The sequence below is a fragment of the Streptomyces sp. NPDC037301 genome (assembly GCF_055602785.1).
The window spans coordinates 373,055-399,005 of record NZ_JBVJWD010000001.1 but is presented as its reverse complement, the minus strand read 5'-3'; the positions used below and the strand labels follow the sequence as shown (position 1 = coordinate 399,005).

Sequence of the window (25,951 nt, the reverse complement as noted above, 5' to 3'; positions counted from 1 at the left end):
CGGGGCCTCGTACAACGGCGGGACAGGCGCGGAGGGGGCGGTGCGGGGGCGTTCGAAGGACGACGGCAACAGGGTGCCGCGCAGACTCCGGCCGAATACGTCGCGGCCCGGTGCTTCCGGGTTCGCCCCTGCGACGAGCGGACGTATGTCCTCCGTCGCGGGAAGCGATGCCGTACGTACCACCGGTTCCGGTTCGGCAGGGGGAGTGTCCGGCTTGATCAGAGCGGTGATCAGACCGGTGATCCGGCGCTTGGCCGAGGGCGGGAGCAGGCGCAGGCACAGGGCGCCGGCCACCGAGAGGAGGCAGAGGCTGTACATCACCACGACCCAGGGCCGCCGGCGGTCGGCCCGTGTACAGGCCGTGCACCAACGCCGCGCACCACGCCGGATAGGACAGCGCATGCAGAAGCACGCCAGCGGCCCGCGATCCTGCTGGGGGCCGCAAAGGCGCTGCGCAGTGCGCCGGTCGCGGCGGAGACCACCATCAACAGCCCGGCCGGCGAGCCGAAACCGATCAGCCCCGCCGTCCCGCGCACATCGAGACCGAACGGTATGAGCGCGCCGATCAGCGCCGCATGCCCGAGTGCGACCTTCACGGTGACATGGAGCAGCAGGAAGCCGAGCGAGGCAGCGGCAGCGGCCCGGTGCACGCCCTGAGCGAGCAGCCGCTGCCGCGAGGAGGGGGAACAGCCGGTCGGTGGCCAGCAGACCCCAGCCCACCGCGGCGGTGAGCGAGACCAGTGAGAGGACGCCGGTCGTGAAGTCGAGCGCGGCGCGCAAGTCGTCGCTCCCCGCGACGGCGAGCAGAGGGATGAGAACCAGCACGGCGACGGTCAGTCCGCCCTGCATGGGGCGGCTCATGCCCGGGCTCATGGTGGCCCGGTACAGGGTGGTACGCGGAGTAACCCCCGCTTCCCGGACGTTCCGTCGTGCGGTCGCTCCCCCGTCCCGTCCACGGACCGGCCGGGCCCGGACCGGTTCCGGGCCCGTGCGGTACCCTGACGCCATGCGTGCCGTACGCCTTCTGCTTAGCGAGCCGCGCTGATCAGTCCCGACCGGTGAGAATGCCTGGTCGGAATCGGCGCGGCGTCCCCTCCTGTGCGAGGGGATTTTTCGTTTCCGTAGACGCGTGTCCGTAGACGTGGGCGCCGGCAGATGACGATCGATGGAGCTTTGAGGATCATGAGCGAGACGAATTCCGCAGCCGAGACGGCTGCGCCGCACCGCTACACGGCGGCGATGGCCGCCGACATCGAGGCACGCTGGCAGGACTTCTGGGACGCCGAGGGCACGTACGAGGCGCCGAATCCGACCGGTGACCTGGCGGGCGATCCGGAGCTGGCCGCCAAGCCGAAGAAGTTCATCATGGACATGTTCCCGTATCCCTCGGGTGCGGGCCTGCACGTCGGTCACCCGCTGGGCTACATCGCCACCGATGTCTTCGCCCGCCACCAGCGGATGACCGGGCACAACGTGCTGCACACCCTGGGCTTCGACGCCTTCGGCCTGCCCGCGGAGCAGTACGCCGTGCAGACCGGCACGCACCCGCGGGTCTCCACCGAGGCCAACATCGAGAACATGACTGCCCAGCTGCGCCGGCTGGGCCTGGGCCACGACAAGCGCCGCTCGTTCGCCACGATCGAGTCGGAGTACTACAAGTGGACACAGTGGATCTTCCTGCAGATCTTCAACTCCTGGTACGACACCGAGGCCGACCGGGCCCGCCCGATCGCCGAGCTGGTCGCGCAGTTCGAGAGCGGTTCGCGTCCCACCCCGGACGGCCGTGACTGGAGCGCGCTGAGCGCCGCCGAGCGCGCGGACGTCCTGGGCGAGTACCGACTGGCGTACGCATCCGACGCGCCGGTCAACTGGTCGCCGGGCCTGGGCACCGTACTGGCCAATGAAGAGGTGACGGCCGACGGCCGCTCCGAGCGCGGCAACTTCCCCGTCTTCAAGGCCAAGCTGCGCCAGTGGAACATGCGCATCACCGCCTACGCCGACCGGCTGCTGAACGACCTGGACGGGCTGGACTGGCCCGAGGCCATCAAGCTGCAGCAGCGCAACTGGATCGGGCGTTCCGAAGGCGCACGCGTCGACTTCCCGGTCGACGGTGCGGGTGACATCACCGTCTTCACCACCCGCCAGGACACCCTGTTCGGTGCCACCTACATGGTGCTGGCGCCCGAGCACGAGCTGGTCGAGCGGATCATTCCGGCCGCCTGGCCCGAGGGTACCCACCCGGTGTGGACCGGCGGGCATGCGTCCCCGGCCGAGGCCGTCACCGCGTACCGCAAGCTGGCCGCCGCCAAGTCCGACGTGGAGCGGCAGGCCGAGGCCAAGGACAAGACCGGTGTCTTCACCGGTGCGTACGCGACCAACCCGGTCAGCGGCGAGAAGGTGCCCGTCTTCATCGCCGACTACGTCCTGATGGGTTACGGCACCGGCGCGATCATGGCCGTACCGGCGCACGATGCGCGCGACTTCGCCTTCGCGCGCGCCTTCGAGCTGCCGATGCGCTGTGTCGTCGAGCCGTCGGACGACCGCGGCACGGACCCCTCGACGTGGGACGACGCCTTCGCCTCGTACGAAGCGAAGCTGGTCAACTCCGCCAATGACGAGATCTCGCTGGACGGTCTGGGCGTCGTCGACGCCAAGGCGAAGATCACCGAGTGGCTGAAGGCGCACGGCGTCGGTGAGGGCACCGTCAACTTCCGGCTGCGCGACTGGCTGTTCAGCCGCCAGCGCTACTGGGGCGAGCCCTTCCCGATCGTCTACGACGAGGACGGCATCGCCCACCCGCTGCCCGAGTCGATGCTGCCCCTGGAACTGCCGGAGGTCGACGACTACTCGCCGCGCACCTTCGACCCCGAGGACGCCGACACCCAGCCCGAGACCCCGCTGTCCCGGAACGCCGACTGGGTCAACGTCACCCTGGACCTGGGCGACGGCAACGGCCCGAGGAAGTACCGCCGCGAGACCAACACCATGCCCAACTGGGCGGGGTCCTGCTGGTACGAGCTGCGCTACCTGGACCCGAACAACGACCGGCAGCTGGTCGACCCGGCGATCGAGCAGTACTGGATGGGCCCGCGCGAGGGGCAGCCGACCGGTGGTGTCGACCTGTACGTCGGCGGCGCCGAGCACGCCGTACTGCACCTGCTGTACGCCCGCTTCTGGTCCAAGGTGCTGCACGACCTGGGGCACATCTCGTCCGCCGAGCCGTTCCACAAGCTGTACAACCAGGGCATGATCCAGGCGTTCGTCTACCGGGACAGCCGCGGCATCGCGGTCCCGGCGGCCGAGGTCGAGGAGCGGGACGGAAAGTTCTACTACCAGGGCGAGAAGGTCAGCCGCGTCCTGGGCAAGATGGGCAAGTCCCTGAAGAACGCTGTCACGCCGGACGAGATCTGCGCCGAGTACGGTGCCGACACGCTGCGCCTGTACGAGATGGCGATGGGCCCCCTGGACGTGTCGCGGCCGTGGGACACACGTGCTGTCGTCGGTCAGTACCGGCTGCTGCAGCGACTGTGGCGCAACGTCGTGGACGAGGAGACCGGTGAGGTCACCGTCGTCGACACGGAGCCGGGCGAGGAGACGCTGCGGGCGCTGCACAAGGCGATCGACGGGGTCGGCCAGGACATGGCCGGGATGCGCTTCAATACGGCCATCGCCAAGGTCACCGAGCTGAACAACCACCTGACCAAGGCGGGCGGCCCGCTGTCCCGGAGTGTCGCCGAGTCGCTGGTGCTGCTGGTGGCGCCGCTGGCGCCGCACATTGCCGAGGAGCTGTGGCGCCGGCTGGGCCACACCGAGTCGGTCGTGCACCAGGACTTCCCGGTCGCCGACCCGGCGTACGTCGTGGACGAGACCGTGACCTGCGTCGTGCAGGTCAAGGGCAAGGTCAAGGCACGCCTGGAGATCTCCCCGTCGATCGCGGACGAGGAGCTGGAAGCACTGGCCCTGGCCGACCCGGCCGTGGTCGCGGCGCTGGACGGCGCGGGGATCCGCAAGGTGATCGTGCGCGCGCCGAAGCTGGTCAATATCGTCCCGGCGTGACGCCGCTGATCGTCCCGCGCGAGGGTGCTCATCGTCCCCGCGTGACGGTCGTCGCGTAACCGCTGCTTGCGGTACGGCGGTGTGGGGGCCTTCCCCTACGGGCAGGTTGGGGGTTCCGAAGGAACCCTCGGCCTGCCCTTTCCGTTTACGGTGAAGGGGCCGGCACCCGGCAGCCGAAACGACATCCGAGGGGCGCTCATGGAAGCCGTGATCCTGATTCTGGGGTTGCTCTTTTTCGCCTTCATGGCCCTGGGCGTGTACGCGGGCGTCAAGGCCATCGGCGCGGCGAAGCGGGGTGTCGACCGTACGATCACCCAGGCGCGCCGAACCGTCGAGGACACCACGCTGCGGGCGAAGAGTTATGGCCAGGCGGGTGTGGGCGGAGAGCTGGCACAGCTGCGGCTCGCGCTGCGCACATCCATGCGGGCCACGCAGGAGGCGTTGCAGTCGAGAGTCGCCGAGGATGCCTCGCTCTCGGAGTCACTGGGCCTCTTCCAGCGGCTGAGTGTGCACGGGCGCGAGCTGGACGACGAGCTGAGGAAGCTGGAGCGCGAGCCCGACCGGGCGACGGTCGCCTCTCTGCTGCCGGGACTGAAGCAGCGCACGGAGCGGATCACGCACTCTGCGGATTCGCTGCGGTGGGCCGCGCGGGACCGGGCGCGGCAATTCAACGACGACGATCTGGACGCACTGAATGCGCAGATCGATGTGGAGGCCGGGGCGCTGCGGCACTGGACGGTGGAGCCGGACGAGCCGGCCCGCGGGCAGGGGAAGCCGCAGGGCGACGGGCGCGACCAGGAGCAGCGGCAAGGCCAGGGACGTGGGCCGGCCGATGATGTGGCACAGGCGATCACGGCTCCGGATCCGCGACGGCAGACCGAATACCCGTGGCAGAAGGCGGCTCGGCCCGAAACGACGAACTGAGGCGTCCGATGACCGGCGGTGCGGCGTCCGATGACCGGTGGTGACAGGAAGCGGTCCGAAGCGATCGGGAGCGATCATTCGGTCGGGGTCGGACTGCCGAGCCGCAGACTCGCCAGGTAACCTCCCGCTCATGTCCCGCCATGTCGCGATCGTCACCGATTCCACGGCCTACCTGCCGCCCGAGGCGATGGAGCGGCACGGCATCACCGCGGTGCCGCTGACCGTCGTCCTCGGTGATCAGGCTCTGGAGGACGGCACCGAGATCTCGGCCCGTTCCCTCGCGGTGGCGCTCCAGAAGCGTCGCCCCGTGACGACTTCCCGGCCCAGCCCGGAGGTCTTCGCCGCCGCGTACCGGGCGGTGGCCGGGGCCGGAGCCACCGGCATCGTCTCGCTGCACCTGTCGGCCGAGATCTCGGGTACGTACGACGCGGCTCTGCTCGCGGCGAAGGACGCACCGGTTCCCGTACGGGTGGTGGACACAGGGATGGTCGCCATGGCCCTCGGGTTCTGCGCCCTGGCGGCGGCGGAGACGGCAGAGGCGGGCGGAAGCCTGGACGAGGCCGTCGCAGCCGCGGAGAAGCGGGCAGCGGGCACCTCCGCGTACTTCTACGTCGACACGCTGGACTATCTGCGCCGCGGCGGTCGTATCGGTGCCGCGCAGGCTCTGCTGGGATCGGCGCTCGCCGTGAAGCCGCTGCTCCAGCTGGACGGCGGCCGTATCGAACTGCTGGAGAAGGTGCGGACGGCCTCGAAGGCGATCGCGCGTCTGGAGGAGATCGTCGCGGAACGGGCGGGCAGCAGCCGGGTGGACATCGCCGTGCATCACCTGGCGGCACCCGAGCGGGCCGAGCGGCTCGCCGAGCGGCTGCGTGAGCGGGTGCCGGGTCTGGTCGATCTGCATGTCAGCGAGGTGGGCGCGGTGATCGGTGCGCACACCGGGCCCGGTCTGCTCGGGGCAGTGGTTTCGCCGCGCTGAAGCCGTTGGCCGACGTCACCCCTCGGAGTGGTCGAGTTATCCACAACTGGTCGGTTGTCCACCGAAATTGGACCTGCTCAGCGGGTTCGGACGGATGTGCCTACCGTCGTGAGGCATGGCTCCCCGATCACATCGTGCAACCAGCGGAAGCGGTAGCGGCCCCGGCCGCGCCCCGGCCTCGGACGGGCGCGCCCGTGGCGGTCCCGGCCTCGGCCCCGGACGGCGACAGTCGTCGCGCGGGCGTGCCGACGTCGTAGCGGCGGCTTCGCGCCGTCGGGCGGACGCCCTCATGGGAGGTGCGTACGGCGGGCGGGTCGCGCGGCCTGTGCTGGGGGTGGCTTCGGCTCCCGTTCCGGTCTCGGCCCCGAGCCCGTCCTCGACGCCAAGTCCCGGTCCGGCTACCGCTCCTGCGTCGACTTCGGCCTCGCTCTCGACGCCGACCCCGGCGCAGGTCGCCAGGGTGCCGGGGCGGTGGGAGAGGCTGGCTCCGGCACTGAGGGAGCGGATTCCGGTGTGGCTGCAGCTCAGATGCGGTTTGGAGCCAAGGACCCTTGCCGCGCTGTCCGTTCTCCTGATCGCGGCCGCGGTCTTCGCCGCAGTGCATTTCTGGTCCGCGCGCCCCCACTCCGTACGCGCTCCTGATCCGGTCAACGAGGCTGCGCGCGCCAGGACTTCGGGCCCGGTGACGGATGACGCCGGAGTGCCCGAGCCGTCACCGGGGCCGCCACCGACGACGGGGCCGGGCGGGCGCATCGTGGTCGATGTGAGCGGGAAGGTACGAAGCCCGGGAATCCATCAACTGCCGTCCGGTGCAAGGGTTGCCGATGCGCTGCGTGCGGCGGGCGGAGCCCGGCCGGGTGTCGACCTCACCGGGATCAACCGGGCGCGGGTGCTCATGGACGGGGAGCAGATCGTCGTGGGCGCCCCGCCCGGCCCTCCTGTCGCCGGCAGCACGGGAGGAGCCGCTGCGGGCGGCAGCGGCAGCCCCACGAGCGGACCGGTCAGCCTCAACCGCGCGACCTTGGAACAACTCGACACCCTCCCCGGCGTCGGCCCGGTTCTCGCCCAGCACATCGTCGACTACCGCACACAGCACGGCGGTTTCCGTGCCGTCGATGAACTCCGCGAGGTCAACGGGATCGGTGACCGCCGGTTCGCCGACCTCCAACCGCTGGTGGGGCCATGAACCCCCCGGACGTCCATGCGGCGTCGGGCCGGAGGCTGGGTGCCTCCGACCCGCGGCAGGAGGGTCCGGTCGACCTCCGGCTGGTCCCGCCGGCCATGGCGGCATGGGCCGGAGCGGCGCTCGCGTTGAGCGCGCCGGGACGGTGGACGACGGCGGGCGTGATGCTCTGCATCGGCGCAGCCATGGTGCTCCTGGCGATGTCGGGAGCATCGGCGACCCGTGCGATGCGCAGGCTGTCGGCCGACGCCGGGGGAGGGGCGACGGACGACGAGAGCGCGGTGCGCAACCGGCGGAGGCCGCACACCACCGCTACCGCCACTGCTGCGGCGCTGCTCTGTGCGGCAGCCGGGGCTGCGTCGGCCGGGTTGCACGGCGCGGATGTACGGCAGGGGCCGGTTCATGGGCTGGCCCAGCGGTTCGCGAGGGTCGAGGCGGAGGTGACGGTGACGTCCGACGCCCGGCAGACCCAGCCCCGGGTGAGAGGCGACCACAGCTCGCCCGCCTCGCTCCTCATGGCCGCCGAGATCACGCGGCTGAGCGGACCCGACGGCGCGGTCACCCGGCTGCGTACGCCGGTACTGCTGATCGTCTCGCCCGGCGGATCGATGGCCCGGTGGCAGCAGTTGCTCCCTTCCACGCAACTGCACATCGGTGGCCGACTGGCGCCACCGATGCACGAAGGGGAGCGCAACGCCGCCGTACTGCGGCCCGAGAGCAAAGGCCCGCCCCGCATCACCGGGCCACCTTCCTTTCTCCAGCGCACGGCGGGTGCTCTGCGTGGCGGTCTGCGGCAGGCGACCGAGCGGCTGGATCCCGATGCGCGGGCGCTTGTGCCGGGCCTCGTGGTCGGCGACACCTCACGGGTCACTCCCGAACTGCACGAGGCCTTCCAGGCGGCCGACCTCACCCACCTGATGGCGGTCTCCGGTGCCAACCTGGCGATCCTGCTCGTCATCCTGATCGGACCGCCGGGCACAGCGTCGCGCGTCGAACGGCGCGGTCTGGCGCCCCGGTTGGGGATCTCGCTGAGAATGACGGCCTTGCTCGGCGGCGGGCTCACACTCGCCTTCGTCATCGTCTGCCGACCCGAGCCGAGCGTACTGCGGTCCGCGGCCTGCGGACTTATCACCCTGCTCGCCATCGGCACTGGGCGCCGCAGATCACTGATCCCCGCGCTGGCAGCCGCGGTTCTGCTGCTGGTGCTGTACGACCCGTGGATGGCGCGCAGCTACGGCTTCGTCCTCTCCGTCCTGGCCACCGGAGCCCTGCTCACCATCGCCCCGAAGTGGAGCGACGCGCTGCAACGGCGCCGGGTTCCGACCAGGCTCGCGGAGGCGCTGGCCGCGGCCGCCGCGGCGCAGGCGGTATGCGCACCGGTCGTCGTGCTGCTCGCCTCCAGGGTCAGCCTGGTGGCGATCCCGTGCAATCTGCTGGCCGAGTTCGCGGTGGCGCCGGCCACGGTCCTCGGGTTCGCCGCGCTCGCCCTGGCGCCGGTGGCCATGCCGGTGGCAGAGCTGCTCGCCCGGATCGCGGGTTGGCCGACCGGGTGGATCGCCTCGGTGGCCCGCACCGGGGCGGCCCTGCCCGGGGCGGAGATCGACTGGCCCGACGGCGGGAAGGGCGCGCTGCTGCTCACCGTGCTGACAGCTCTGGTGGTGCTGTTCGCCCGTCGTATCGTGCGCCACCCCTGGGTCTGTTCGGCCGCCGCGCTGCTGCTGATCCTTGCGGTGCTGCGCCCGGTGCCGCTCACCCGGGTACTGACTGGATGGCCGCCGCCGGACTGGGCGTTCGCGATGTGCGACGTGGGGCAGGGCGACGCCCTGGTGCTGGCCGCGGGGGACGGCACGGGTGTGGTCGTCGACACCGGTCCCGATCCCCGGCTCGCCGACCGGTGCCTGCGCGACCTGGGCATCACCGAAGTACCGCTCCTGGTCCTCACGCACTTCCACGCGGACCATGTGCGGGGGTTGCCCGGTGTGCTGCGGGGCAGAGCGGTGGGGACGATTCAGACGACGAGCCTGGACGAACCGTCGGACCAGGTCGCGTTCGTACGGAGAACGGCTGCCGCGTCAGGCGTCCCCCTGGTGCGGGCCGCCCCCGGTGAACGCCGCCGGATCGGGCCGCTCGACTGGCGGGTCCTCTGGCCGGCGGGCGGCACGGGGGCGGGTGGTACATCGGCGGTCCCGGGGGCCGGCCCCGTACCGCAGGAGCCGAATGACGCCAGTGTCACCCTGTACGTCCGATCCGGCGGGCTGACCCTGTTGCTCCTGGGCGACCTCGAACCTCCGGCCCAGCAGGGGCTGTTGCACAGGTATCCCACGCTGCCACGGGTGGACGTTCTGAAGGTCGCCCATCACGGCTCCGCCCACCAGGACCCCGCTCTGCTGCGCAGCGCGCACCCGAGACTCGCCCTGGTGAGCGTGGGCAGGGACAACCCGTACGGTCACCCGGCCACGCGCACCGTCGATGCCCTCAGAGCCGGCGGCGCGGTGGTGCTGCGCACGGACACGGACGGCGCGATCGCCGTGACGGGTGCCGGGTCCGGGCTGCGGGCGGTGGGTCAGTCATGAGCACTGTCCGAATGAGTGACGCGCACAAGTGGAACGGTCAATTCGGACCTTCGGTAACACCTCTACTCAAGCCCTTGCGAGCTGCTCTGTTTGCCTCGAACGCCACAATGGTGATCGAATGAATGCTCGTCGGTGGGCCGCTGCTCCGACGAGGACGTCCAGCCGTCAGGCCCCAAGGTGAATCTCCCCCGGGGGTAGGTAGAAGATGTTCGGCCGTTGGCGGGGAAGCAGGGGAGCGACGGGTGCCGCGCGCGGCAACGCCCTCACGGGACTTGAGATGCCGCGCACTGCGGGAGTGCTCAGCTGCCGAGTGCTCGACACCGTCAACGAGATCGTGCGGCAAGCCGAGTTCGTGGTCACGGACAGCGTGGGCCGCAAGGTCTTCGGCGGTGAGACGGACCCGTACGGCAATGTCCTTGCCACCGTCCCGGCCGGCGAATACCGGCTGGCCGTCACGGCTGAGGGCTTCACCCCGTTCCACGGCGCGGCCACGGTCGTCGAGGGAGGCCATGCGAGCCTCGGCGATGTGACCCTGCAATTGTCCGCGCCCCCGCAGCTGCCCGACCCCGGCGAGTGGGAGGTCGAACCGATGCACTCGCAGATCGGTTTCACGGCCCGGCACATCGGCATGGCGCGCATCCACGGCCGGTTCAACACCTTCGCCGGTGCTGTCCGGATCGCCGACCGCATGGAGAACTCGGCCATGCACGTGATCATCGATGCCGCGTCGATCGACACGAATGTCCAGATGCGCGACGACCATCTGCGCTCCAGCGACTTCCTCGACGTCGGGCGCTATCCGACGCTGGAGTTCTACGGCGACCGCTTCGTTCACCGCGGCGGCACCCGCTGGGGTGTGACCGGCGCGCTCACACTGCACGGCGTCAGCCGTACAGTCACGCTGGACACCCAGTACCTCGGCGTGGGCAACGGCTTGGAGGGCGAGACCCGCGCTGCCTGCCGGGCCACCACGGAGCTGCACCGCGAGGACTTCACCCTCACCTGGCAGACCATGCTGGCCCGCGGCATCGCGGCTGTCGGCTCCAGCATCTCCATCGACATGGACATCCAGATCGTCCCCAAGGGCTGACTGAGCCCCTGGGTACCCTGGCGCCCCCTAAGGTGCCTCGAGCCACCCCTCGTACTCCGCGGCGAACGCATCGAGCGCCAAGGAGTCCAGCAGCCCCGACGGGTCCTCCACGACCACCAGCCACTGGGCGTCCTCGGCATCGTCCTCGCCGGCCAGTGCATCGCGTACGAGCTGGGGTTCCTCGGCGACCCCGAAGCGGTCGCCGAGTTCCGCGGCCACCTCCTCCGCGGCATCGCGGTCGGGCAGCACCAGCACATGCCTTACATCGCTCACCTGCCCATTCTCCCCTACCGGGTAAGAGGTGCGGTCCGGCAGGCACCGTCCCGCCGGGCGAGTGGCGTCGGGCGCCTAACGGCCGTTCATGTGCATGACGCTCTCGGGATAGCGGCTACCGGCGACCACCGACGGCGGCAGCGCCGCGTCAAGGCGTCGCAGGTCATCCGAGCCGAGCACGAGCTCCGTCGCGGCGAGATTTTCTTCCAGCGTCGGCCTGCGTTTCGTACCGGGAATCGGCGCGATGTCGTCCCCCTTGTGCAGCAGCCAGGCGAGCGATACCTGGGCCGGGGTCGCGCCGCACCCACGGGCGACATCCCGGACCACGTCGGCAGCCATGGAATTGATCCTGAAATTATCGTTCTGGAATCGCGGATCGTGCCTGCGGTAGTCGCTTTCCGGATATTCTTCCGCGCGGACCGCTGTGCCGGTCAGGAATCCACGGCCCAGTGGAGAATAGGGAACGAGACCGATACCCAGATTCCGGAGCACCGGCAGAATCTCCTTTTCCAGATGACGTTCCCACAGGGAGTATTCCGTCTGCAGAACTGCGACGGGACAGACACCGTGAGCCCGCCGGATGGTGCCCGGACCGGCCTCCGAGAGGCCGAAGTGAAGAACCTTTCCGGCCGCGATGAGTTCGGCAACCGCTCCCGCCACATCCTCGATCGGCACCTCTAGGTCCACCCGGTGTTGATACAGAACGTCGATCCGGTCCGTATCCAGTCTCCTCAGGCTTCCATCGACCGCTCGGCGTATGTGCTCGGGCCGGCTGTTGAGCGCGCCGCGCCGGGTGCCCTCGTACTCCCAGCCGAACTTCGTCGCGACAACCGCGCCGTCCCGATGGCCCTGTAGTGCCCTGCCTAAGAGCTCCTCGTTGACGAACGGGCCGTACGACTCCGCAGTGTCGAAGAAATTGCAGCCGAGGTCGAGCGCTCGGTGGATTATCCTGATGGATTCTGTGTCGTCCGGAGTTCCATAGGTCTGACTCATTCCCATGCATACCAGCCCGAGAGCGGAGACTTCCAGGCCGGTGTTGCCGAGCCGACGCTACGGGATCACTGGCGAGCTCAATTTCGGTACCTCTCCTGATATTTACTGGCTCTGGCGTGGCGTCCGGGATCGTATCAACATGCCGAATCTCCCGACCTGTCGAGTGAAGAACTCCAGGATTTGACGGTTTTCGGTGATCGGATGCCCGACACCCTCGCGCCAGGCGTCCGAGCCTCCAGGTGTCCGCACGAGGTGGCTCCCGCACGAGGCGGGCAGGGAGTCCGGCAGGCTGTCAGTGGCGCGTGGGATGCTGGACGGCGATGGCCACCAGAAGGAATTCCACCGACGATCCGCTCGCCCCCCTCACGCTCGCCGTGGGCCAGGAGGACCTGCTCCTCGACCGCGCCGTGCAACAGGTGGTGGCGGCGGCCCGTGCCTCCGACCCCGACACGGATGTCCGCGACCTCACCTCCGACCAGCTCCAGCCCGGCACCCTTGCCGAGCTGACGAGTCCGTCGCTCTTCGCCGAGCGCAAGGTGGTGATCGTGCGCAACGCGCAGGATCTCTCCGCCGACACGGTCAAGGACGTCAAGGCGTACCTCGGCGATCCGGTCGAGGAGATCACCCTCGTTCTGCTGCATGCGGGCGGAGCCAAGGGCAAGGGCCTGCTGGACGCGGCACGCAAGGCCGGGGCGCGGGAGGTCGCGTGTCCGAAGACGACCAAGCCGGCCGAGCGGCTCTCGTTCGTGCGGTCGGAGTTCCGGGCGCTGGGGCGCTCGGCGACGCCCGAGGCGTGCCAGGCGCTGGTCGACTCCATCGGCAGCGATCTGCGGGAGCTGGCGAGTGCGGTTTCGCAGCTCGTCGCGGATGTCGAGGGCACGATCGACGAGGCGGTCGTCGCCCGCTACTACACGGGCCGTGCGGAGGCATCGAGTTTCACGGTCGCCGACCGCGCAGTGGAGGGGCGGGCTGCGGAGGCGCTTGAGGCGTTGCGCTGGTCGCTGTCCACCGGGGTGGCGCCCGTGCTGATCACCAGCGCGCTGGCACAGGGCGTACGGGCGATCGGGAAGCTGTCCTCGGCGCGCGGAGGGCGGCCCGCGGACCTCGCCCGTGAGCTGGGCATGCCGCCGTGGAAGATCGACCGGGTGCGCCAGCAGATGCGTGGGTGGACGCCGGACGGCGTGGCGGTGGCGCTGCGGGCGGTCGCGGATGCGGACGCGGGCGTCAAGGGGGGCGGCGACGATCCGGAGTACGCGCTGGAGAAGGCCGTGGTCGCGGTGGCGCGGGCGGCACGGTCGGGGCGGTAGCCGGGCGGGGCGAGGGCGCCGGGTTCGTCCGGCGGCTGCTCTGCCCTCAAGCGCCGGACGAGCTCAAAACCGGCCGGGCTCACGCGCCGGACGAGCTCAAAACCGGCCGGGCTCACGCGCCGGACGAGCTCAAAACCGGACGAGCTCGAAGCGGGTACGCCGAAGGCCCCGGGCCTCGCTCTGGGGAGAGCGGGGCCCGGGGCCTTCGGTTCACGCTTGGTGCGCCGCACCCGCGTGGCGAACGCAGGTTCGGTGTGCGGCGCGGGGGCCGGGCAGGGGCGGGAGAGAGGGCCCGCTGGTCCGTTCCGGCGGTTACATCAGAAAGCTCAGCCCTGGAGGGAGGCAACCTTGGAGGCCAGCGCCGACTTCTTGTTGGCGGCGGCGTTCTTGTGGATGACACCCTTCGAGACGGCCTTGTCGAGCGCGCGGGAGGCGTCGCGAGCGGCCGCGGTGGCCTTCTCGACGTCACCGGCGACGGCAGCCTCACGGGCCTTGCGGATAGCGGTCTTGAGCGAGGACTTGACGGCCTTGTTGCGCAGGCGCGCCTTCTCGTTCGTCTTGTTCCGCTTGATCTGGGACTTGATGTTCGCCACGAAAGAGCCTTTTCAGGTTCGTTGGATCTTCGATGTGCGCCCCACGGCCTGAGAGAGTCGCGAGGCACAGCTGTCAACGTTACCAGCCCCGCTCCGACCGGCCCAAACCGGTCTCCGCCCCGCAACCATGGGACGATGGAGGCTACGTATCGATCCGACCGAACCGACATCGACCCGAGACACGGCGTTCGGCGTCTCAAGAATCAGGACCCTGCGTGCCCGCGACTCCTACCCACGTGCCCGAGCCGAGCCGTACCGACCCGGCGCTGATCCGCAACTTCTGCATCATCGCGCACATCGACCACGGCAAGTCGACCCTTGCCGACCGGATGCTCCAGCTGACGGGCGTGGTCGACCAGCGGCAGATGCGCGCTCAGTACCTCGACCGGATGGACATCGAGCGCGAGCGCGGCATCACCATCAAGTCCCAGGCGGTCCGCCTGCCCTGGGCGCCCACCACGGGCGAGGGCCAGGGCAGCACCCATGTCCTCAACATGATCGACACCCCGGGCCACGTGGACTTCACGTACGAGGTGTCCCGCTCGCTGGCCGCCTGCGAGGGCACGGTCCTGCTGGTGGACGCGGCGCAGGGCATCGAGGCCCAGACGCTGGCCAACCTCTACCTGGCGATGGAGAACGAACTCACCATCGTCCCGGTGCTCAACAAGATCGACCTGCCGGCCGCGCAGCCCGAGAAGTTCTCCGAGGAGCTGGCCAACCTCATCGGCTGCCAGCCGGAGGACGTGCTCAAGGTCTCCGCGAAGACCGGTGTCGGCGTGGACGTGCTGCTCGACCGGGTGGTCAAGGACGTCCCGGCCCCGATCGGCCAGGCCGACGCCCCCGCCCGCGCGATGATCTTCGACTCGGTCTACGACTCGTACCGCGGCGTCGTCACGTACGTCCGTGTCGTCGACGGTCAGCTCAACAAGCGTGAGCGCATCAGGATGATGTCCACCGGCGCCACCCACGAGCTGCTGGAGATCGGGGTCTCCTCCCCGGAGATGACCCCGGCCGACGGCCTCGGTGTGGGCGAAGTGGGCTACATCATCACCGGCGTGAAGGACGTCCGGCAGTCCAAGGTCGGTGACACCATCACCTCCCTGAGCAAGGGTGCGACCGAGGCGCTGGGCGGCTACAAGGACCCCAAGCCGATGGTGTTCTCGGGCCTGTACCCGCTGGACGGCTCGGACTACCCGGACCTGCGTGAGGCGCTCGACAAGCTTCAGCTCAACGACGCCGCCCTGGTGTACGAGCCGGAGACCTCCGCGGCGCTCGGCTTCGGCTTCCGCGTCGGCTTCCTCGGCCTGCTCCACCTCGATGTGATCCGCGAGCGGCTGGAGCGCGAGTTCGGTCTCGAACTCATCGCCACCGCGCCCAACGTGGTCTACCGCGTCGAGATGGAGGACGGCACCGAGCACACCGTCACCAACCCGAGCGAATTCCCCGAGGGCAAGATCGACAAGGTGCACGAGCCCGTCGTGCGCGCCACGGTCCTGGCCCCCAGCGAGTTCATCGGCGCGATCATGGAGCTCTGCCAGAACCGGCGCGGCACCCTGCTCGGCATGGACTACCTCTCCGAGGACCGGGTCGAGATCCGCTACACCCTGCCGCTCGCCGAGATCGTCTTCGACTTCTTCGACCAGCTGAAGTCCAAGACGCGGGGTTACGCCTCCCTCGACTACGAGCCCACCGGCGAGCAGTCCGCCCAGCTCGTCAAGGTCGACATCCTGCTGCACGGCGACAAGGTCGACGCGTTCTCCGCGGTCACGCACAAGGACAAGGCGTACGCGTACGGCGTACGGCTCGTCGCCAAGCTGCGTGAGCTGATCCCGCGGCAGAACTTCGAGGTGCCGATCCAGGCCGCCATCGGCTCCCGGGTCATCGCCCGTGAGACCGTCCGCGCCATCCGCAAGGACGTCCTCGCCAAGTGCTACGGCGGTGACATCTCCCGTAAGCGGAAGCTGCTGGAGAAGCAGAAGGAAGGCAAGAAGCGGATGAAGATGGTCGGCAATGTGGAGGTGCCGCAGGAGGCCTTCATCGCCGTGCTGTCGACGGACGAGTCGGGCGGGGACGGCAAGGCCAAGAAGTAGCTTCTGCCGCAAGGCCGAGAAGTAACTCCCGCCCCGGCCGCCACCCCGGTTCCGTCCGTTCCTACCCGGTGGTAGCCCAACGGGCCCCTGCGTCGCAGCCCCCTGCGACGCAGGGGCCCGTTTGTTATGAAGCGGCGGCCCATTGCCCCTTACGCGGCGGACGCGGGCGCTCTACCCTGATCACGGCCTCGTAGTTACTCGCCAGTTAAACAAGCGGGGCCGAGCGCCGCAGGACAAGCACCGCAGGACCAAGTCACGCAAGACCGAGCGCACGGGGTGCGCGGGAACACACGTAGGAAACAAGCAGCAATCAGCAGCCGGTCGTGAAGCACTGCCGCAGGCCCGGAGGATGTCGTGAGCGACACACAGACCTTGATCGAGAACCGACCGCCCTCCGTGGCGAACCTCTTCATCGACCGCGTGGCGGCCACCCCGGACGGGGAGGCCTACCGCTACCCCGTCCCTGCGGCCACCGGCGAGGGACCCGATGAGTGGAAGTCGCTGAGCTGGGCCCAGGCCGCCGAGCGCGTGTACGCCGTCGCGGCAGGGCTGATCGGTCTGGGCGTGCAGCCGGAGGAGCGGATCGCGCTCGCCGCCGGCACACGAGTGGAATGGATCCTCGTCGACCTCGGTGTGATGTGCGCGGGCGCCGCCACCACGACCATCTACCCGTCGACCAACGCCACGGAGTCGGCGTTCATCCTCTCGGACTCCGAGAGCCGGGTCCTGATCGCCGAGGACGCCGGCCAGCTGGCCAAGGCCCGCGAGCGCCGCGCCGAGCTGCCGAACCTCGCCCATGTCGTCGTCATCGACCCCGAAGGTGCCGGACCCGCCGAGGGCGACCCCGAGGGCTGGGTGCTCACCCTTGCCGATCTGGAGGCCCGCGGCGCCGAGCACCTGGCGAAGAACCCCGATGCGGTGAAGGAGCGGGTCGCCGCCATCACGGCCGACCAGCTGGCCACCCTGATCTACACCTCGGGTACCACCGGCCGCCCCAAGGGCGTACGCCTGCCGCACGACAACTGGTCGTACATGGCCAAGGCCACCGTGGCGACCGGCCTGATCACCAAGGACGACGTCCAGTACCTCTGGCTGCCGCTCGCGCACGTCTTCGGCAAGGTCCTCACCTCCGGCCAGATCGAGGTCGGCCACGTCACCGCCGTCGACGGCCGGGTCGACAAGATCATCGAGAATCTGCCGGTGGTCCAGCCGACGTACATGGCCGCCGTCCCCCGAATCTTCGAAAAGGTCTACAACGGTGTCGCCGCCAAGGCGCGGGCCGGTGGCGGGGCCAAGTACAAGATCTTCCAGTGGGCGGCCGGGGTCGCCCGCGAGTACGCGACGGTCTCGCAGGACAACTTCCGGCACACCGGCACGGCCTCCGTCCCGTTCGCGCTCGGTGCCAAGCACAAGGTCGCCGACGCCCTCGTCTTCGCCAAGATCCGCGAAGCCTTCGGTGGCCGGCTGCGCGCCTGTGTCTCCGGCTCCGCGGCGCTCGCCCCCGACATCGGCTACTTCTTCGCGGGCGCCGGCATCCACATCCTGGAGGGCTACGGCCTCACCGAGACCAGCGCCGCCTCCTTCGTCAACCCGGGCGAGGCCTACCGCACCGGCACCGTGGGCAAGCCGCTCCCCGGCACCGAGGTACGGATCGCCGACGACGGCGAGATCCTGCTGCGCGGCCCCGGCCTGATGCAGGGCTACCAGGGGCTCCCGGAGAAGACCGCCGAGGTGCTGGAGGCGGACGGCTGGTTCCACACCGGCGACATCGGCGAGCTGTCCGTGGACGGCTATCTCCGGATCACCGACCGCAAGAAGGACCTGATCAAGACCTCCGGCGGCAAGTACATCGCCCCGGCGGAGGTCGAGGGACAGTTCAAGGCGGTCTGCCCGTTCGTCTCCAACATCCTGGTGCACGGCGCGGACCGCAACTTCTGCACCGCCCTGATCGCACTCGACGAGCCGACCATCCTCGGCTGGGCCGCCGAGAACGGCCTGGGCGGGAAGCCGTACGCCGAAGTGGTGGCGTCCCCGCAGGCCGTCGCGCTCATCGAGGGCTATGTGAAGCGGCTCAACGAGGGGCTGCAGCGCTGGCAGGCCATCAAGAAGTTCCGGCTGCTGCCCCGCGATCTCGACATCGAGCACGGCGAGCTGACGCCCAGTCTCAAGCTGAAGCGGCCGGTCGTCGAGCGTGAGTACAAGGGCCTCCTCGACGACATGTACGCGGGAGCCCGCGAGGCGTAATACGGGTCCTCACCGACCGGCCGCACGGTGCGGCTGCTTCCGTTTTTCTCTGCTCACTTTCTCTGCTCACTTCGGCAACTCGTTGCTTATGAGCATGGTCCATCTGTCACTCTGTCGGTGTCGTCAGCGGCGCCCAGCGAGAACAGAACGAGAACAGACAGACAGAGCGAGAACAGGTCAGGAGCTGCACCGTGGGGCCCATTCCCTTGCAGCGGGACATCGTTCAGCGTCCCGGTATCACCGTCGGCCATGCGGATGCGCGGCCGGTCGCCCGTACGTCCCTGCCCGGAAACCTCCTCGCGCCCTCCGCCGCCCGCCGGTTCATCCGGGCGGCGCTCACCGAGTGGACCGGGCTGGGACTGCCGGCGGCCGTGGGCTTCAGCGAACGTCTGGCCGATGATGCGGCGGTTGTCGTCAGCGAGCTGGTCACCAACGCGGTCGTGCACGCGGGGACCAACGTCGAGCTGCTCTGCCGGCTCGAGGAGGCCGCCGAGGACGAGGCCGCGGCCCTGGTGCTGGAGGTCTCCGACCACCACCCGGCCCGTGCCGTACGCAGCGAACGCCCGGAGGCCGGCAGCGCGACGGACGCAGCGGACACGGCGGAGGGCGATGCCCCCACCGGCCCCGAGGAGCCCGCCGAGTACGGTCGCGGGCTCCAGCTCGTCGGCACTCTCGCCGAGCGCTGGGGCATCACCTACCGCACCGGCCTCAAGACCGTCTGGGCCCGGCTTCCCGTCGACGACTGGAACCCGTTCCCCGAACCGTCGGCCGAGTCCGGATTCCAGCAGGGGCTGCGCGCGGCCGAGCTGCTCGCCCCCACCGCCCGACGCGCCCTGCGCGACGACGCGGACTGGGCCGGCCGCGGCGCGCTCTCGTTCCTCGCCGAGGCTTCGGACCTGCTCGCAGGCCAGCTCGACGAGGACATCGTCGCTGCCCTCGCCGGACAGTTACTGGTGCCCAGACTCGCCGACTGGTGCGCGATCTGGCTGGAGCCCGAGAACGGCGGCCCCGCGGCCGTCCCCCGGCTCGCCAGCGCCTGGCACCGGGACGAGGCCGAGACCGGGCAGCTGCGTACGGTGCTGGAACAGGACCCGATCCGGCTGCCCGAGCGGGTGGGCACCGGGCCCGTCTCCATGCCCTGGCCCGGCGGCGAGGAGGACGGCGGGGAATCCGACGGGCACGCCGGATCCGCTCTCGCCTACCGGATCACATCGGGCGGCCGGACACTCGGCGCCGTACTCCTCGGCCGGGAGGGCGCGGCACGTGTCCCCGACGAAGTGACCGCCCTGATCGAGGACTTCGTACGCCGTGTCGGCCTCGCCGTCGGAGCCGCCCGCGCCTACACCCGGCAGGCCACCATCAGCCGCATCCTGCAGCGCGCGCTACTGCCCAGCAAGGTCGCCGACATACCCGGCGTCACCAGCTCACTGGTGTACGAGCCCAGCGACGACGGGGTCGTCGGCGGCGACTTCTACGACATCTTCCCGTGCCCCGGCGACCGCTGGTGCTTCGTCCTCGGGGATGTACAGGGCAGCGGCCCCGAAGCCGCCGTCGTCACCGGCCTCGCCCGGCCCTGGCTGCGGCTGCTGGCCCGTGAGGGTTTCGGCGTCGGTGAGGTGCTGGACCGGCTCAACCGGCTGCTCCTCGACGATGCGATGGAGGCTGCCGAGGCTGCCGCGCTCATGGTGGCCGCGGCGGGCGGCCAGCAGACGGCGGACACCGGGCAGTCCCGCTTTCTCTCCCTGCTGTACGGGGAACTCGTGCCGCTGCCCGGCGGCGGCGCGCGCTGCACCCTCGCCAGCGCCGGCCACCCGCTGCCGCTGCTGCTGCGCCCCGGCGGCGAGGTGCGCCCGGCCGCCGAGCCGCAGATGCTGCTCGGAATCTTCGACGACGTCGCGTACAAGAGCCAGAGCTTCGAGCTGGCGCCCGGCGACAGCCTGCTGTGCGTCACGGACGGCGTGACGGAGCGGCGCTCAGGGACGCTGATGTTCGACGACGGGGACGGCCTGGCCCGGGCGCTGGCCGACTGTGCCGGGCTGTCGGCGGACGGGATCGCGGACCGGATCAACCGGGCCGTGCACGAATTCGCCGAGCGGCCGCCCGATGACGATCTGGCGCTGCTGGTGCTGCAGGCGGGGTGAGCGTGCGGCGGGGCGGCCGGGGGCGCTTGCTGCGGCCGGGTGCCGCGGTGCGGCCCCTTCGTGATCATGAACGTGGCTCGGAGGTCCCCGGCGGCGAGTGACAATGGGCGGTATGCCTTCCGTACTGCCCGATGGTGAACCCGTACCCGACGACGGGGCGCTGCCCCGCCATGCCCTGGAAGGCGCCGCCGACCGGCCGCTCGGCTTCTACCTGCATGTGCCGTACTGCGCGACCCGCTGCGGCTACTGCGACTTCAACACCTACACCGCCACCGAGCTGCGCGGCTCCGGCGGTGCGCTGGCCTCCCGGGACAACTACGCAGCCCATCTGATCGGCGAGGTCCGCCAGGCCCGCAAGGTCCTCGGTGACGATCCGCGTCCGGTCCGTACGGTCTTCGTCGGCGGCGGCACACCGACCCTGCTGGCCGCCGGAGACCTGGTACGGATGCTGGGGGCGATCCGCGACGAGTTCGGGCTCGCGGACGATGCCGAGATCACCACCGAGGCCAACCCGGAATCCGTCGATCCGGCGTATCTGGCCGAGCTGCGGGAGGGCGGCTTCAACCGGATCTCGTTCGGGATGCAGAGCGCGCGGCAGCATGTGCTGAAGATCCTGGACCGTACGCATACGCCTGGGCGGCCCGAGGCGTGTGTCGCCGAAGCGCGGGAGGCGGGTTTCGAACACGTCAACCTGGATCTGATCTATGGCACACCCGGGGAGTCCGACGACGACTGGCGGGCCTCGCTGGACGCGGCGATCGGTGCGGGGCCGGACCATGTGTCCGCGTACGCGCTGATCGTCGAGGAGGGGACGCAGCTGGCCCGGCGGATCCGGCGCGGCGAGATCCCGATGACCGATGACGACGCCCATGCGGACCGGTATCTGATTGCGGACGAGGCGATGACCGCGGCGGGCTTCTCCTGGTACGAGGTGTCGAACTGGGCCCGCACGCCCGAGGGCCGGTGCCTGCACAACGAGCTGTACTGGCGCGGAGCCGACTGGTGGGGCGCCGGTCCCGGGGCGCACAGCCATGTCGGCGGGGTGCGCTGGTGGAACGTGAAGCATCCGGGGGCGTATGCGCAGGCTCTGGCCGAGGGGCGGTCGCCGGGGGCCGGGCGCGAGATTCTCTCCGCCGAGGACCGGCGGGTCGAACGGATCCTGTTGGAGTTGCGGCTCGCGGACGGGTGTCCGTTGTCGCTGCTGGCACCGGCGGGGCTGGCCGCGGCGGTGCGGGCGGTGGAGGACAGGCTGCTGGAGCGGGTGCCGTACGGGGAGGGGCGGGCGGTGCTTACGTTGCGGGGGCGGTTGCTGGCGGATGCGGTGGTGCGGGATCTGGTGGACTGAGAGGCCGGGTGCGGGGTGGGGTGCGGGTGCGCCTGCGGCGGGTCTGTTCCCCTGCCCGCTCCTTCCCGTAACAGGGGCTCCGCCCCCGGATCCCTCGCTCCCCGAACGCCGGAGGCGGCGGAGGGGGCTACTGGGGCGGCGCCGTCACGAAGTCGATCAGGTGCTCCACGGAGCCCAGCAGTGCCGGCTCCAGGTCCCGGTACGAGCGCACCGTGGACAGGATTCGCTGCCAGGCCGCGCCCGTGTTCTCCGGCCAGCCCAGAGCACGGCACACGCCCGTCTTCCAGTCCTGGCCGCGCGGGACCACCGGCCAGGCGGCGATGCCCACGGACGACGGCTTCACCGCCTCCCACACGTCGATGTAGGGGTGGCCGACCACCAGCACGTTCGCGTCCGAGACCTGGGAGGCGATCCGGGACTCCTTGGAGCCCGGGACCAGGTGGTCGACCAGAACGCCCAGCCTGGCGTCCGGGCCGGGGGAGAACTCGCGCACGATGGCCGGGAGGTCGTCGATGCCCTCGAGGTATTCGACGACCACGCCCTCGATCCGCAGGTCGTCGCCCCAGACCCGCTCGACCAGCTCCGCGTCGTGGCGGCCCTCCACATAGATCCGGCCCGCCCGCGCGACCCGGGCGCGCGCCCCGGGGACTGCGACCGAACCCGATGCCGTACGCGTGGGGCGTACGGGACCGGCCGCCGACGGGCGCACGAGCGTGACCACCCGGCCCTCCAGCAGGAAGCCGCGCGGCTCCATCGGGAACACCCGGTGCTTGCCGAAGCGGTCCTCCAGGGTCACCGTCGGACCCTGGGCCGTCTTCTCGCAGCGGATCACCGCACCGCAGAATCCCGTGGAGACCTCCTCCACGACCAGATCGGGATCGGCGGGAACCTCGGGAACGGGGGCGGACCTCTTCCACGGTGGGGTCAGGTCCGGCTGGTAGCTGCGCATCGGATGACGATAAGACGACAACACGTCACGACACGCCGAAGAGGGCGGTCAGTTGGTCACGCTGGTTCCTGACGAACGTCGCGTCCACCACCGCTCCGTGCCCCGGAACGTACACCGCGTCCTCGCCGCCCAGCGCCAGCAGCCGGTCCAGCGCGGCCGGCCAGCGGGACGGGACGGCGTCCCGTCCCGCCTGCGGTTCGCCGGACTCCTCGACCAGGTCGCCGCAGAGCACCACCGCGGGGGAGCCGGGGACGAGCACCGCCAGATCGTGGCCGCTGTGGGCGGGGCCCGCATTCGCCAGCAGCACCTGACGGCCGCCGCCCAGATCGAGCGTCCACTCGTCGCGCACTTCATGGTGCGGCGCCACCAGCGCATCGACGGCCGCGGCCGCATCGTTCTCGGACACTCCGTGGCGCACCGCGGAGGCGTGCAGACCGTCCGCCCCGAGCTTCATCAGCCCGGCCATGCCGACCGCTCCGTACACCTGGGTGCCGGAGAACGCGGCGGTGCCCAGCACGTGGTCGAAATGGGGGTGGCTGAGTGCGATATGCGTCACCTTCCGGCCGAGCAGGGCCTGTGCCTGGGTCCGGATTTCCTCACCTTCGCGGAGTGTCGATCCGGTGTCGTAGAGCAGCACCCCATCCGCTCCGACCACCAGTGCGACTGTCGCATCCCATCCGGGGAGGCGCCGTCGGCCCACTCCGTGACCGAGTCGCTCCCAGCCGAACTCTTCCCAAGAGGCGTCCATACCGCGAGGCTATCGGCAACGACCTGCGCAGTCTCGCGGTAGCGTGACCGGTCGCCCTTGCTAGGCCCCCACTCGGTCGCCGTACACTGGCCGGGGGATTGCTGGCACTCGTGAGGACAGAGTGCCAGGGGGATTCCTGGGAATGAAGCAGGAACGGCCCGAGAACCACCGAGGAAACACAGCTGGAGGTGTGCGCGATGCTCAGCGAACGCAGACTCGAAGTGCTGCGCGCCATCGTCCAGGACTATGTCGGCACCGAGGAGCCCGTGGGCTCCAAGGCGCTCACAGAGCGGCACAAGCTGGGGGTCTCCCCGGCCACCGTCCGCAACGACATGGCGGTGCTGGAGGACGAGGGCTTCATCGCCCAGCCCCACACCAGCGCGGGACGCATTCCGACGGACAAGGGCTACCGGCTCTTTGTCGACAAGCTTGCGGGCGTCAAGCCCCTCTCGTCGCCGGAACGTCGTGCCATTCACAATTTCCTCGACGGCGCGGTCGACCTCGACGATGTCGTGGGCCGCACCGTACGGCTGCTCGCGCAGCTGACCCGGCAGGTCGCCATCGTGCAGTACCCCTCGCTGACCCGGTCGACGGTTCGGCATGTGGAGCTGCTGTCACTGGCAGCCGCCAGGCTGATGCTCGTGCTGATCACGGACACCGGCCGGGTCGAGCAGCGCATGATCGACTGCCCCGCTCCGTTCGGTGAGACCTCTCTCGCCGATCTGCGGGCCCGGCTCAACAGCCGGGTCGTCGGACGCCGTTTCGCGGATGTCCCGCAGCTGGTGCAGGATCTGCCGGAATCCTTCGAGAGCGAGGACCGGGGAACCGTGTCCACCGTGCTCTCCACCCTGCTCGAAACCCTCGTCGAGGAGACGGAGGAGCGGCTGATGATCGGCGGCACCTCCAACCTCACCCGCTTCGGGCACGACTTCCCTGTGATGATCCGGCCGGTGCTGGAGGCATTGGAGGAGCAGGTCGTGCTGCTGAAGCTGCTCGGCGAGGCCAAGGACTCGGGCATGACCGTACGGATCGGGCACGAGAACGCCCACGAGGGGCTCAACTCCACGTCCGTCGTCGCGGTCGGCTACGGTTCGGGCGACGAGGCAGTCGCCAAACTCGGCGTGGTCGGACCGACCCGCATGGACTACCCCGGAACGATGGGAGCGGTACGCGCAGTGGCACGTTACGTCGGACAGATCCTGGCGGAGTCGTAAGTGGCCACGGACTACTACGCCGTACTCGGCGTGCGCCGCGACGCATCTCAGGACGAGATCAAGAAGGCATTCCGTCGGCTCGCTCGTGAGCTGCATCCGGATGTGAACCCCGATCCGAAGACCCAGGAGCGGTTCAAGGAGATCAACGCCGCTTACGAGGTGCTGTCGGACCCGCAGAAGAAGCAGGTCTACGACCTCGGCGGCGACCCGCTGTCCGCCTCCGGCGGCGGTGGCGCGGGCGGATTCGGACAGGGTGGCTTCGGCAACTTCTCCGACATCATGGACGCGTTCTTCGGTACGTCGTCGCAGCGCGGACCCCGTTCGCGCACCCGGCGCGGCCAGGACGCGATGATCCGGCTGGAGATCGATCTCGCCGAGGCCGCGTTCGGCACCACCAAGGACATCCAGGTCGACACGGCCGTCGTCTGTACGACCTGCAACGGCGAGGGCGCCGCACCCGGCACCTCCGCCCAGACCTGTGACATGTGCCGCGGCCGCGGCGAGGTCTCCCAGGTCACCCGGTCCTTCCTGGGCCAGGTCATGACCTCGCGTCCCTGCCCGCAGTGCCAGGGCTTCGGTACGGTCGTGCCGACCCCGTGCCCGGAGTGCGCCGGCGACGGCCGCATCCGGTCGAGGCGCACGCTCACCGTGAAGATCCCCGCCGGTGTCGACAACGGCACCCGCATCCAGCTCGCGGGCGAGGGCGAGGTCGGCCCCGGCGGCGGCCCGGCCGGGGATCTGTACGTGGAGATCCATGAGCTGCCGCACTCGGTGTTCCAGCGCCGCGGCGACGATCTGCACTGCACGGTCACCATCCCCATGACGGCGGGCGCGCTCGGCACCAAGGTGCCGCTGGAGACGCTCGACGGCCTGGAGGAGGTCGACATCCGGCCCGGCACCCAGTCCGGCCAGTCGGTCCCGCTGCACGGCCGCGGGATCACGCATCTGCGGGGCGGCGGGCGTGGCGATCTGATCGTGCACGTCGAGGTCTTGACCCCGACGAAGCTGGACCCGGAGCAGGAGCGACTGCTGCGGGACCTGGCGAAGATGCGCGGCGAGGAGCGGCCCACCGGCCAGTTCCAGCCCGGGCAGCAGGGGCTGTTCTCCCGGCTGAAGGACGCCTTCAACGGGCGCTGACGGCCCCGCACACCGTTCCCTGCCGCCGGACGGGCTCGCCTGCCGAGCCCGTCCGGCGTTTGAGGACAAAATGGACCGCAGGCCGCGCACGCCGAGGCATGCAGGACGTGACACG

General features: G+C 70.1%; 19 protein-coding genes. 13 read left to right on the top strand and 6 right to left on the bottom strand.

The genetic code is table 11. From position 1 onward, the window contains the following. Positions 1-317: 317 nt before the first annotated feature. Positions 318-650: a hypothetical protein gene (locus ACZ7IB_RS01940; RefSeq protein ID WP_470908353.1), complete on the bottom strand. Its 333-nt coding sequence runs from the start codon at positions 648-650 to the stop codon at positions 318-320. 532 nt (positions 651-1,182) lie between these two features. Here ACZ7IB_RS01940 and leuS point away from each other — a divergent pair. The 6 genes from leuS (at position 1,183) to ACZ7IB_RS01910 (ending at position 10,802) form a co-directional block, all read left to right on the top strand. Beyond that, on the top strand, positions 1,183-4,056 hold the full coding sequence (leuS, locus tag ACZ7IB_RS01935) for a leucine--tRNA ligase (RefSeq protein ID WP_470908351.1): 2,874 nt from the start codon (positions 1,183-1,185) through the stop codon (positions 4,054-4,056). A gap of 198 nt (positions 4,057-4,254) precedes the next feature. Next, entirely contained in the window at positions 4,255-4,980 is a 726-nt protein-coding gene (locus tag ACZ7IB_RS01930) for a hypothetical protein (protein WP_470908349.1), read from the top strand. Between the two features lie 130 nt (positions 4,981-5,110). Further along, positions 5,111-5,956 (top strand): DegV family protein, encoded by an 846-nt coding sequence (locus ACZ7IB_RS01925; RefSeq protein WP_470908348.1) that lies wholly within the window; start codon positions 5,111-5,113, stop codon positions 5,954-5,956. A gap of 535 nt (positions 5,957-6,491) precedes the next feature. Next, the gene (locus ACZ7IB_RS01920) at positions 6,492-7,142 is read left to right on the top strand and encodes a ComEA family DNA-binding protein (protein WP_470908347.1); all 651 of its coding nucleotides are present in this window, start codon (positions 6,492-6,494) and stop codon (positions 7,140-7,142) included. Beyond that, a complete protein-coding gene (locus ACZ7IB_RS01915) occupies positions 7,139-9,712 on the top strand; it encodes a ComEC/Rec2 family competence protein (RefSeq protein ID WP_470908346.1) in 2,574 nt (857 codons plus the stop codon). Before ACZ7IB_RS01920 ends, ACZ7IB_RS01915 begins: the two co-directional genes overlap by 4 nt. 205 nt (positions 9,713-9,917) lie before the next feature. Then, positions 9,918-10,802: a YceI family protein gene (locus ACZ7IB_RS01910; protein ID WP_470908344.1), complete on the top strand. Its 885-nt coding sequence runs from the start codon at positions 9,918-9,920 to the stop codon at positions 10,800-10,802. 27 nt (positions 10,803-10,829) lie between these two features. On the opposite strand, the gene ACZ7IB_RS01905 is transcribed toward ACZ7IB_RS01910, so the two are convergent. Continuing rightward, positions 10,830-11,075, bottom strand: coding sequence for a hypothetical protein (locus tag ACZ7IB_RS01905; protein ID WP_382294552.1), 246 nt, complete (start codon positions 11,073-11,075; stop codon positions 10,830-10,832). Positions 11,076-11,150: 75 nt separating this feature from the next. Continuing rightward, positions 11,151-12,068, bottom strand: a complete 918-nt coding sequence (locus ACZ7IB_RS01900) for an aldo/keto reductase (protein WP_470908343.1) — start codon at positions 12,066-12,068, stop codon at positions 11,151-11,153. A gap of 320 nt (positions 12,069-12,388) precedes the next feature. On the opposite strand from ACZ7IB_RS01900, the gene holA reads away from it, so the two are divergent. Further along, entirely contained in the window at positions 12,389-13,375 is a 987-nt protein-coding gene (holA, locus tag ACZ7IB_RS01895; protein WP_384447669.1) for a DNA polymerase III subunit delta, read from the top strand. Between the two features lie 326 nt (positions 13,376-13,701). Here the strand turns inward: holA and rpsT are convergent, their stop codons facing one another. Then, positions 13,702-13,968 carry a 30S ribosomal protein S20 gene (gene rpsT, locus ACZ7IB_RS01890; protein WP_398250924.1) on the bottom strand — a complete coding sequence of 89 codons (267 nt, stop codon included), beginning with the start codon at positions 13,966-13,968 and terminating at the stop codon, positions 13,702-13,704. A 215-nt stretch (positions 13,969-14,183) separates the two neighbouring features. Between rpsT and lepA the strand changes: the two genes are divergently transcribed. The 4 genes from lepA (at position 14,184) to hemW (ending at position 21,788) form a co-directional block, all read left to right on the top strand. Next, positions 14,184-16,058: a translation elongation factor 4 gene (gene lepA / locus ACZ7IB_RS01885; RefSeq protein WP_470908341.1), complete on the top strand. Its 1,875-nt coding sequence runs from the start codon at positions 14,184-14,186 to the stop codon at positions 16,056-16,058. A 354-nt stretch (positions 16,059-16,412) separates the two neighbouring features. Continuing rightward, a complete protein-coding gene (locus ACZ7IB_RS01880) occupies positions 16,413-18,302 on the top strand; it encodes an AMP-dependent synthetase/ligase (RefSeq protein ID WP_470908339.1) in 1,890 nt (629 codons plus the stop codon). 206 nt (positions 18,303-18,508) lie between these two features. After that, positions 18,509-20,443, top strand: a complete 1,935-nt coding sequence (locus tag ACZ7IB_RS01875) for a SpoIIE family protein phosphatase (RefSeq protein ID WP_470908750.1) — start codon at positions 18,509-18,511, stop codon at positions 20,441-20,443. Positions 20,444-20,546: 103 nt separating this feature from the next. Then, positions 20,547-21,788 (top strand): radical SAM family heme chaperone HemW, encoded by a 1,242-nt coding sequence (hemW, locus tag ACZ7IB_RS01870; RefSeq protein ID WP_470908338.1) that lies wholly within the window; start codon positions 20,547-20,549, stop codon positions 21,786-21,788. A gap of 127 nt (positions 21,789-21,915) precedes the next feature. Here the strand turns inward: hemW and ACZ7IB_RS01865 are convergent, their stop codons facing one another. Further along, the gene (locus ACZ7IB_RS01865) at positions 21,916-22,737 is read right to left on the bottom strand and encodes a DUF3097 domain-containing protein (protein ID WP_470908336.1); all 822 of its coding nucleotides are present in this window, start codon (positions 22,735-22,737) and stop codon (positions 21,916-21,918) included. Positions 22,738-22,762: 25 nt separating this feature from the next. After that, complete coding sequence (locus tag ACZ7IB_RS01860) at positions 22,763-23,485, bottom strand: MBL fold metallo-hydrolase (RefSeq protein WP_470908334.1); 723 nt, start codon at positions 23,483-23,485, stop codon at positions 22,763-22,765. A 197-nt stretch (positions 23,486-23,682) separates the two neighbouring features. Here ACZ7IB_RS01860 and hrcA point away from each other — a divergent pair, with 197 nt between their 5' ends. Then, on the top strand, positions 23,683-24,699 hold the full coding sequence (gene hrcA / locus ACZ7IB_RS01855; protein WP_072483581.1) for a heat-inducible transcriptional repressor HrcA: 1,017 nt from the start codon (positions 23,683-23,685) through the stop codon (positions 24,697-24,699). After that, entirely contained in the window at positions 24,700-25,836 is a 1,137-nt protein-coding gene (gene dnaJ, locus ACZ7IB_RS01850) for a molecular chaperone DnaJ (RefSeq protein ID WP_470908332.1), read from the top strand. It begins immediately after the preceding gene. Positions 25,837-25,951 lie beyond the last annotated feature (115 nt).

Bases quoted from the DNA above. Each gene is read 5' to 3' on its own strand.
- ACZ7IB_RS01860 (WP_470908334.1), bottom strand. From the start codon at position 23,485: ATGGACGCCTCTTGGGAAGAGTTCGGCTGGGAGCGACTCGGTCACGGA.
- ACZ7IB_RS01925 (WP_470908348.1), top strand. From the start codon at position 5,111: ATGTCCCGCCATGTCGCGATCGTCACCGATTCCACGGCCTACCTGCCG.
- hrcA (WP_072483581.1), top strand. From the start codon at position 23,683: ATGCTCAGCGAACGCAGACTCGAAGTGCTGCGCGCCATCGTCCAGGAC.
- holA (WP_384447669.1), top strand. From the start codon at position 12,389: ATGGCCACCAGAAGGAATTCCACCGACGATCCGCTCGCCCCCCTCACG.
- leuS (WP_470908351.1), top strand. From the start codon at position 1,183: ATGAGCGAGACGAATTCCGCAGCCGAGACGGCTGCGCCGCACCGCTAC.
- ACZ7IB_RS01865 (WP_470908336.1), bottom strand. From the start codon at position 22,737: ATGCGCAGCTACCAGCCGGACCTGACCCCACCGTGGAAGAGGTCCGCC.
- hemW (WP_470908338.1), top strand. From the start codon at position 20,547: ATGGGCGGTATGCCTTCCGTACTGCCCGATGGTGAACCCGTACCCGAC.
- ACZ7IB_RS01915 (WP_470908346.1), top strand. From the start codon at position 7,139: ATGAACCCCCCGGACGTCCATGCGGCGTCGGGCCGGAGGCTGGGTGCC.
- ACZ7IB_RS01910 (WP_470908344.1), top strand. From the start codon at position 9,918: ATGTTCGGCCGTTGGCGGGGAAGCAGGGGAGCGACGGGTGCCGCGCGC.
- ACZ7IB_RS01900 (WP_470908343.1), bottom strand. From the start codon at position 12,068: ATGAGTCAGACCTATGGAACTCCGGACGACACAGAATCCATCAGGATA.
- ACZ7IB_RS01930 (WP_470908349.1), top strand. From the start codon at position 4,255: ATGGAAGCCGTGATCCTGATTCTGGGGTTGCTCTTTTTCGCCTTCATG.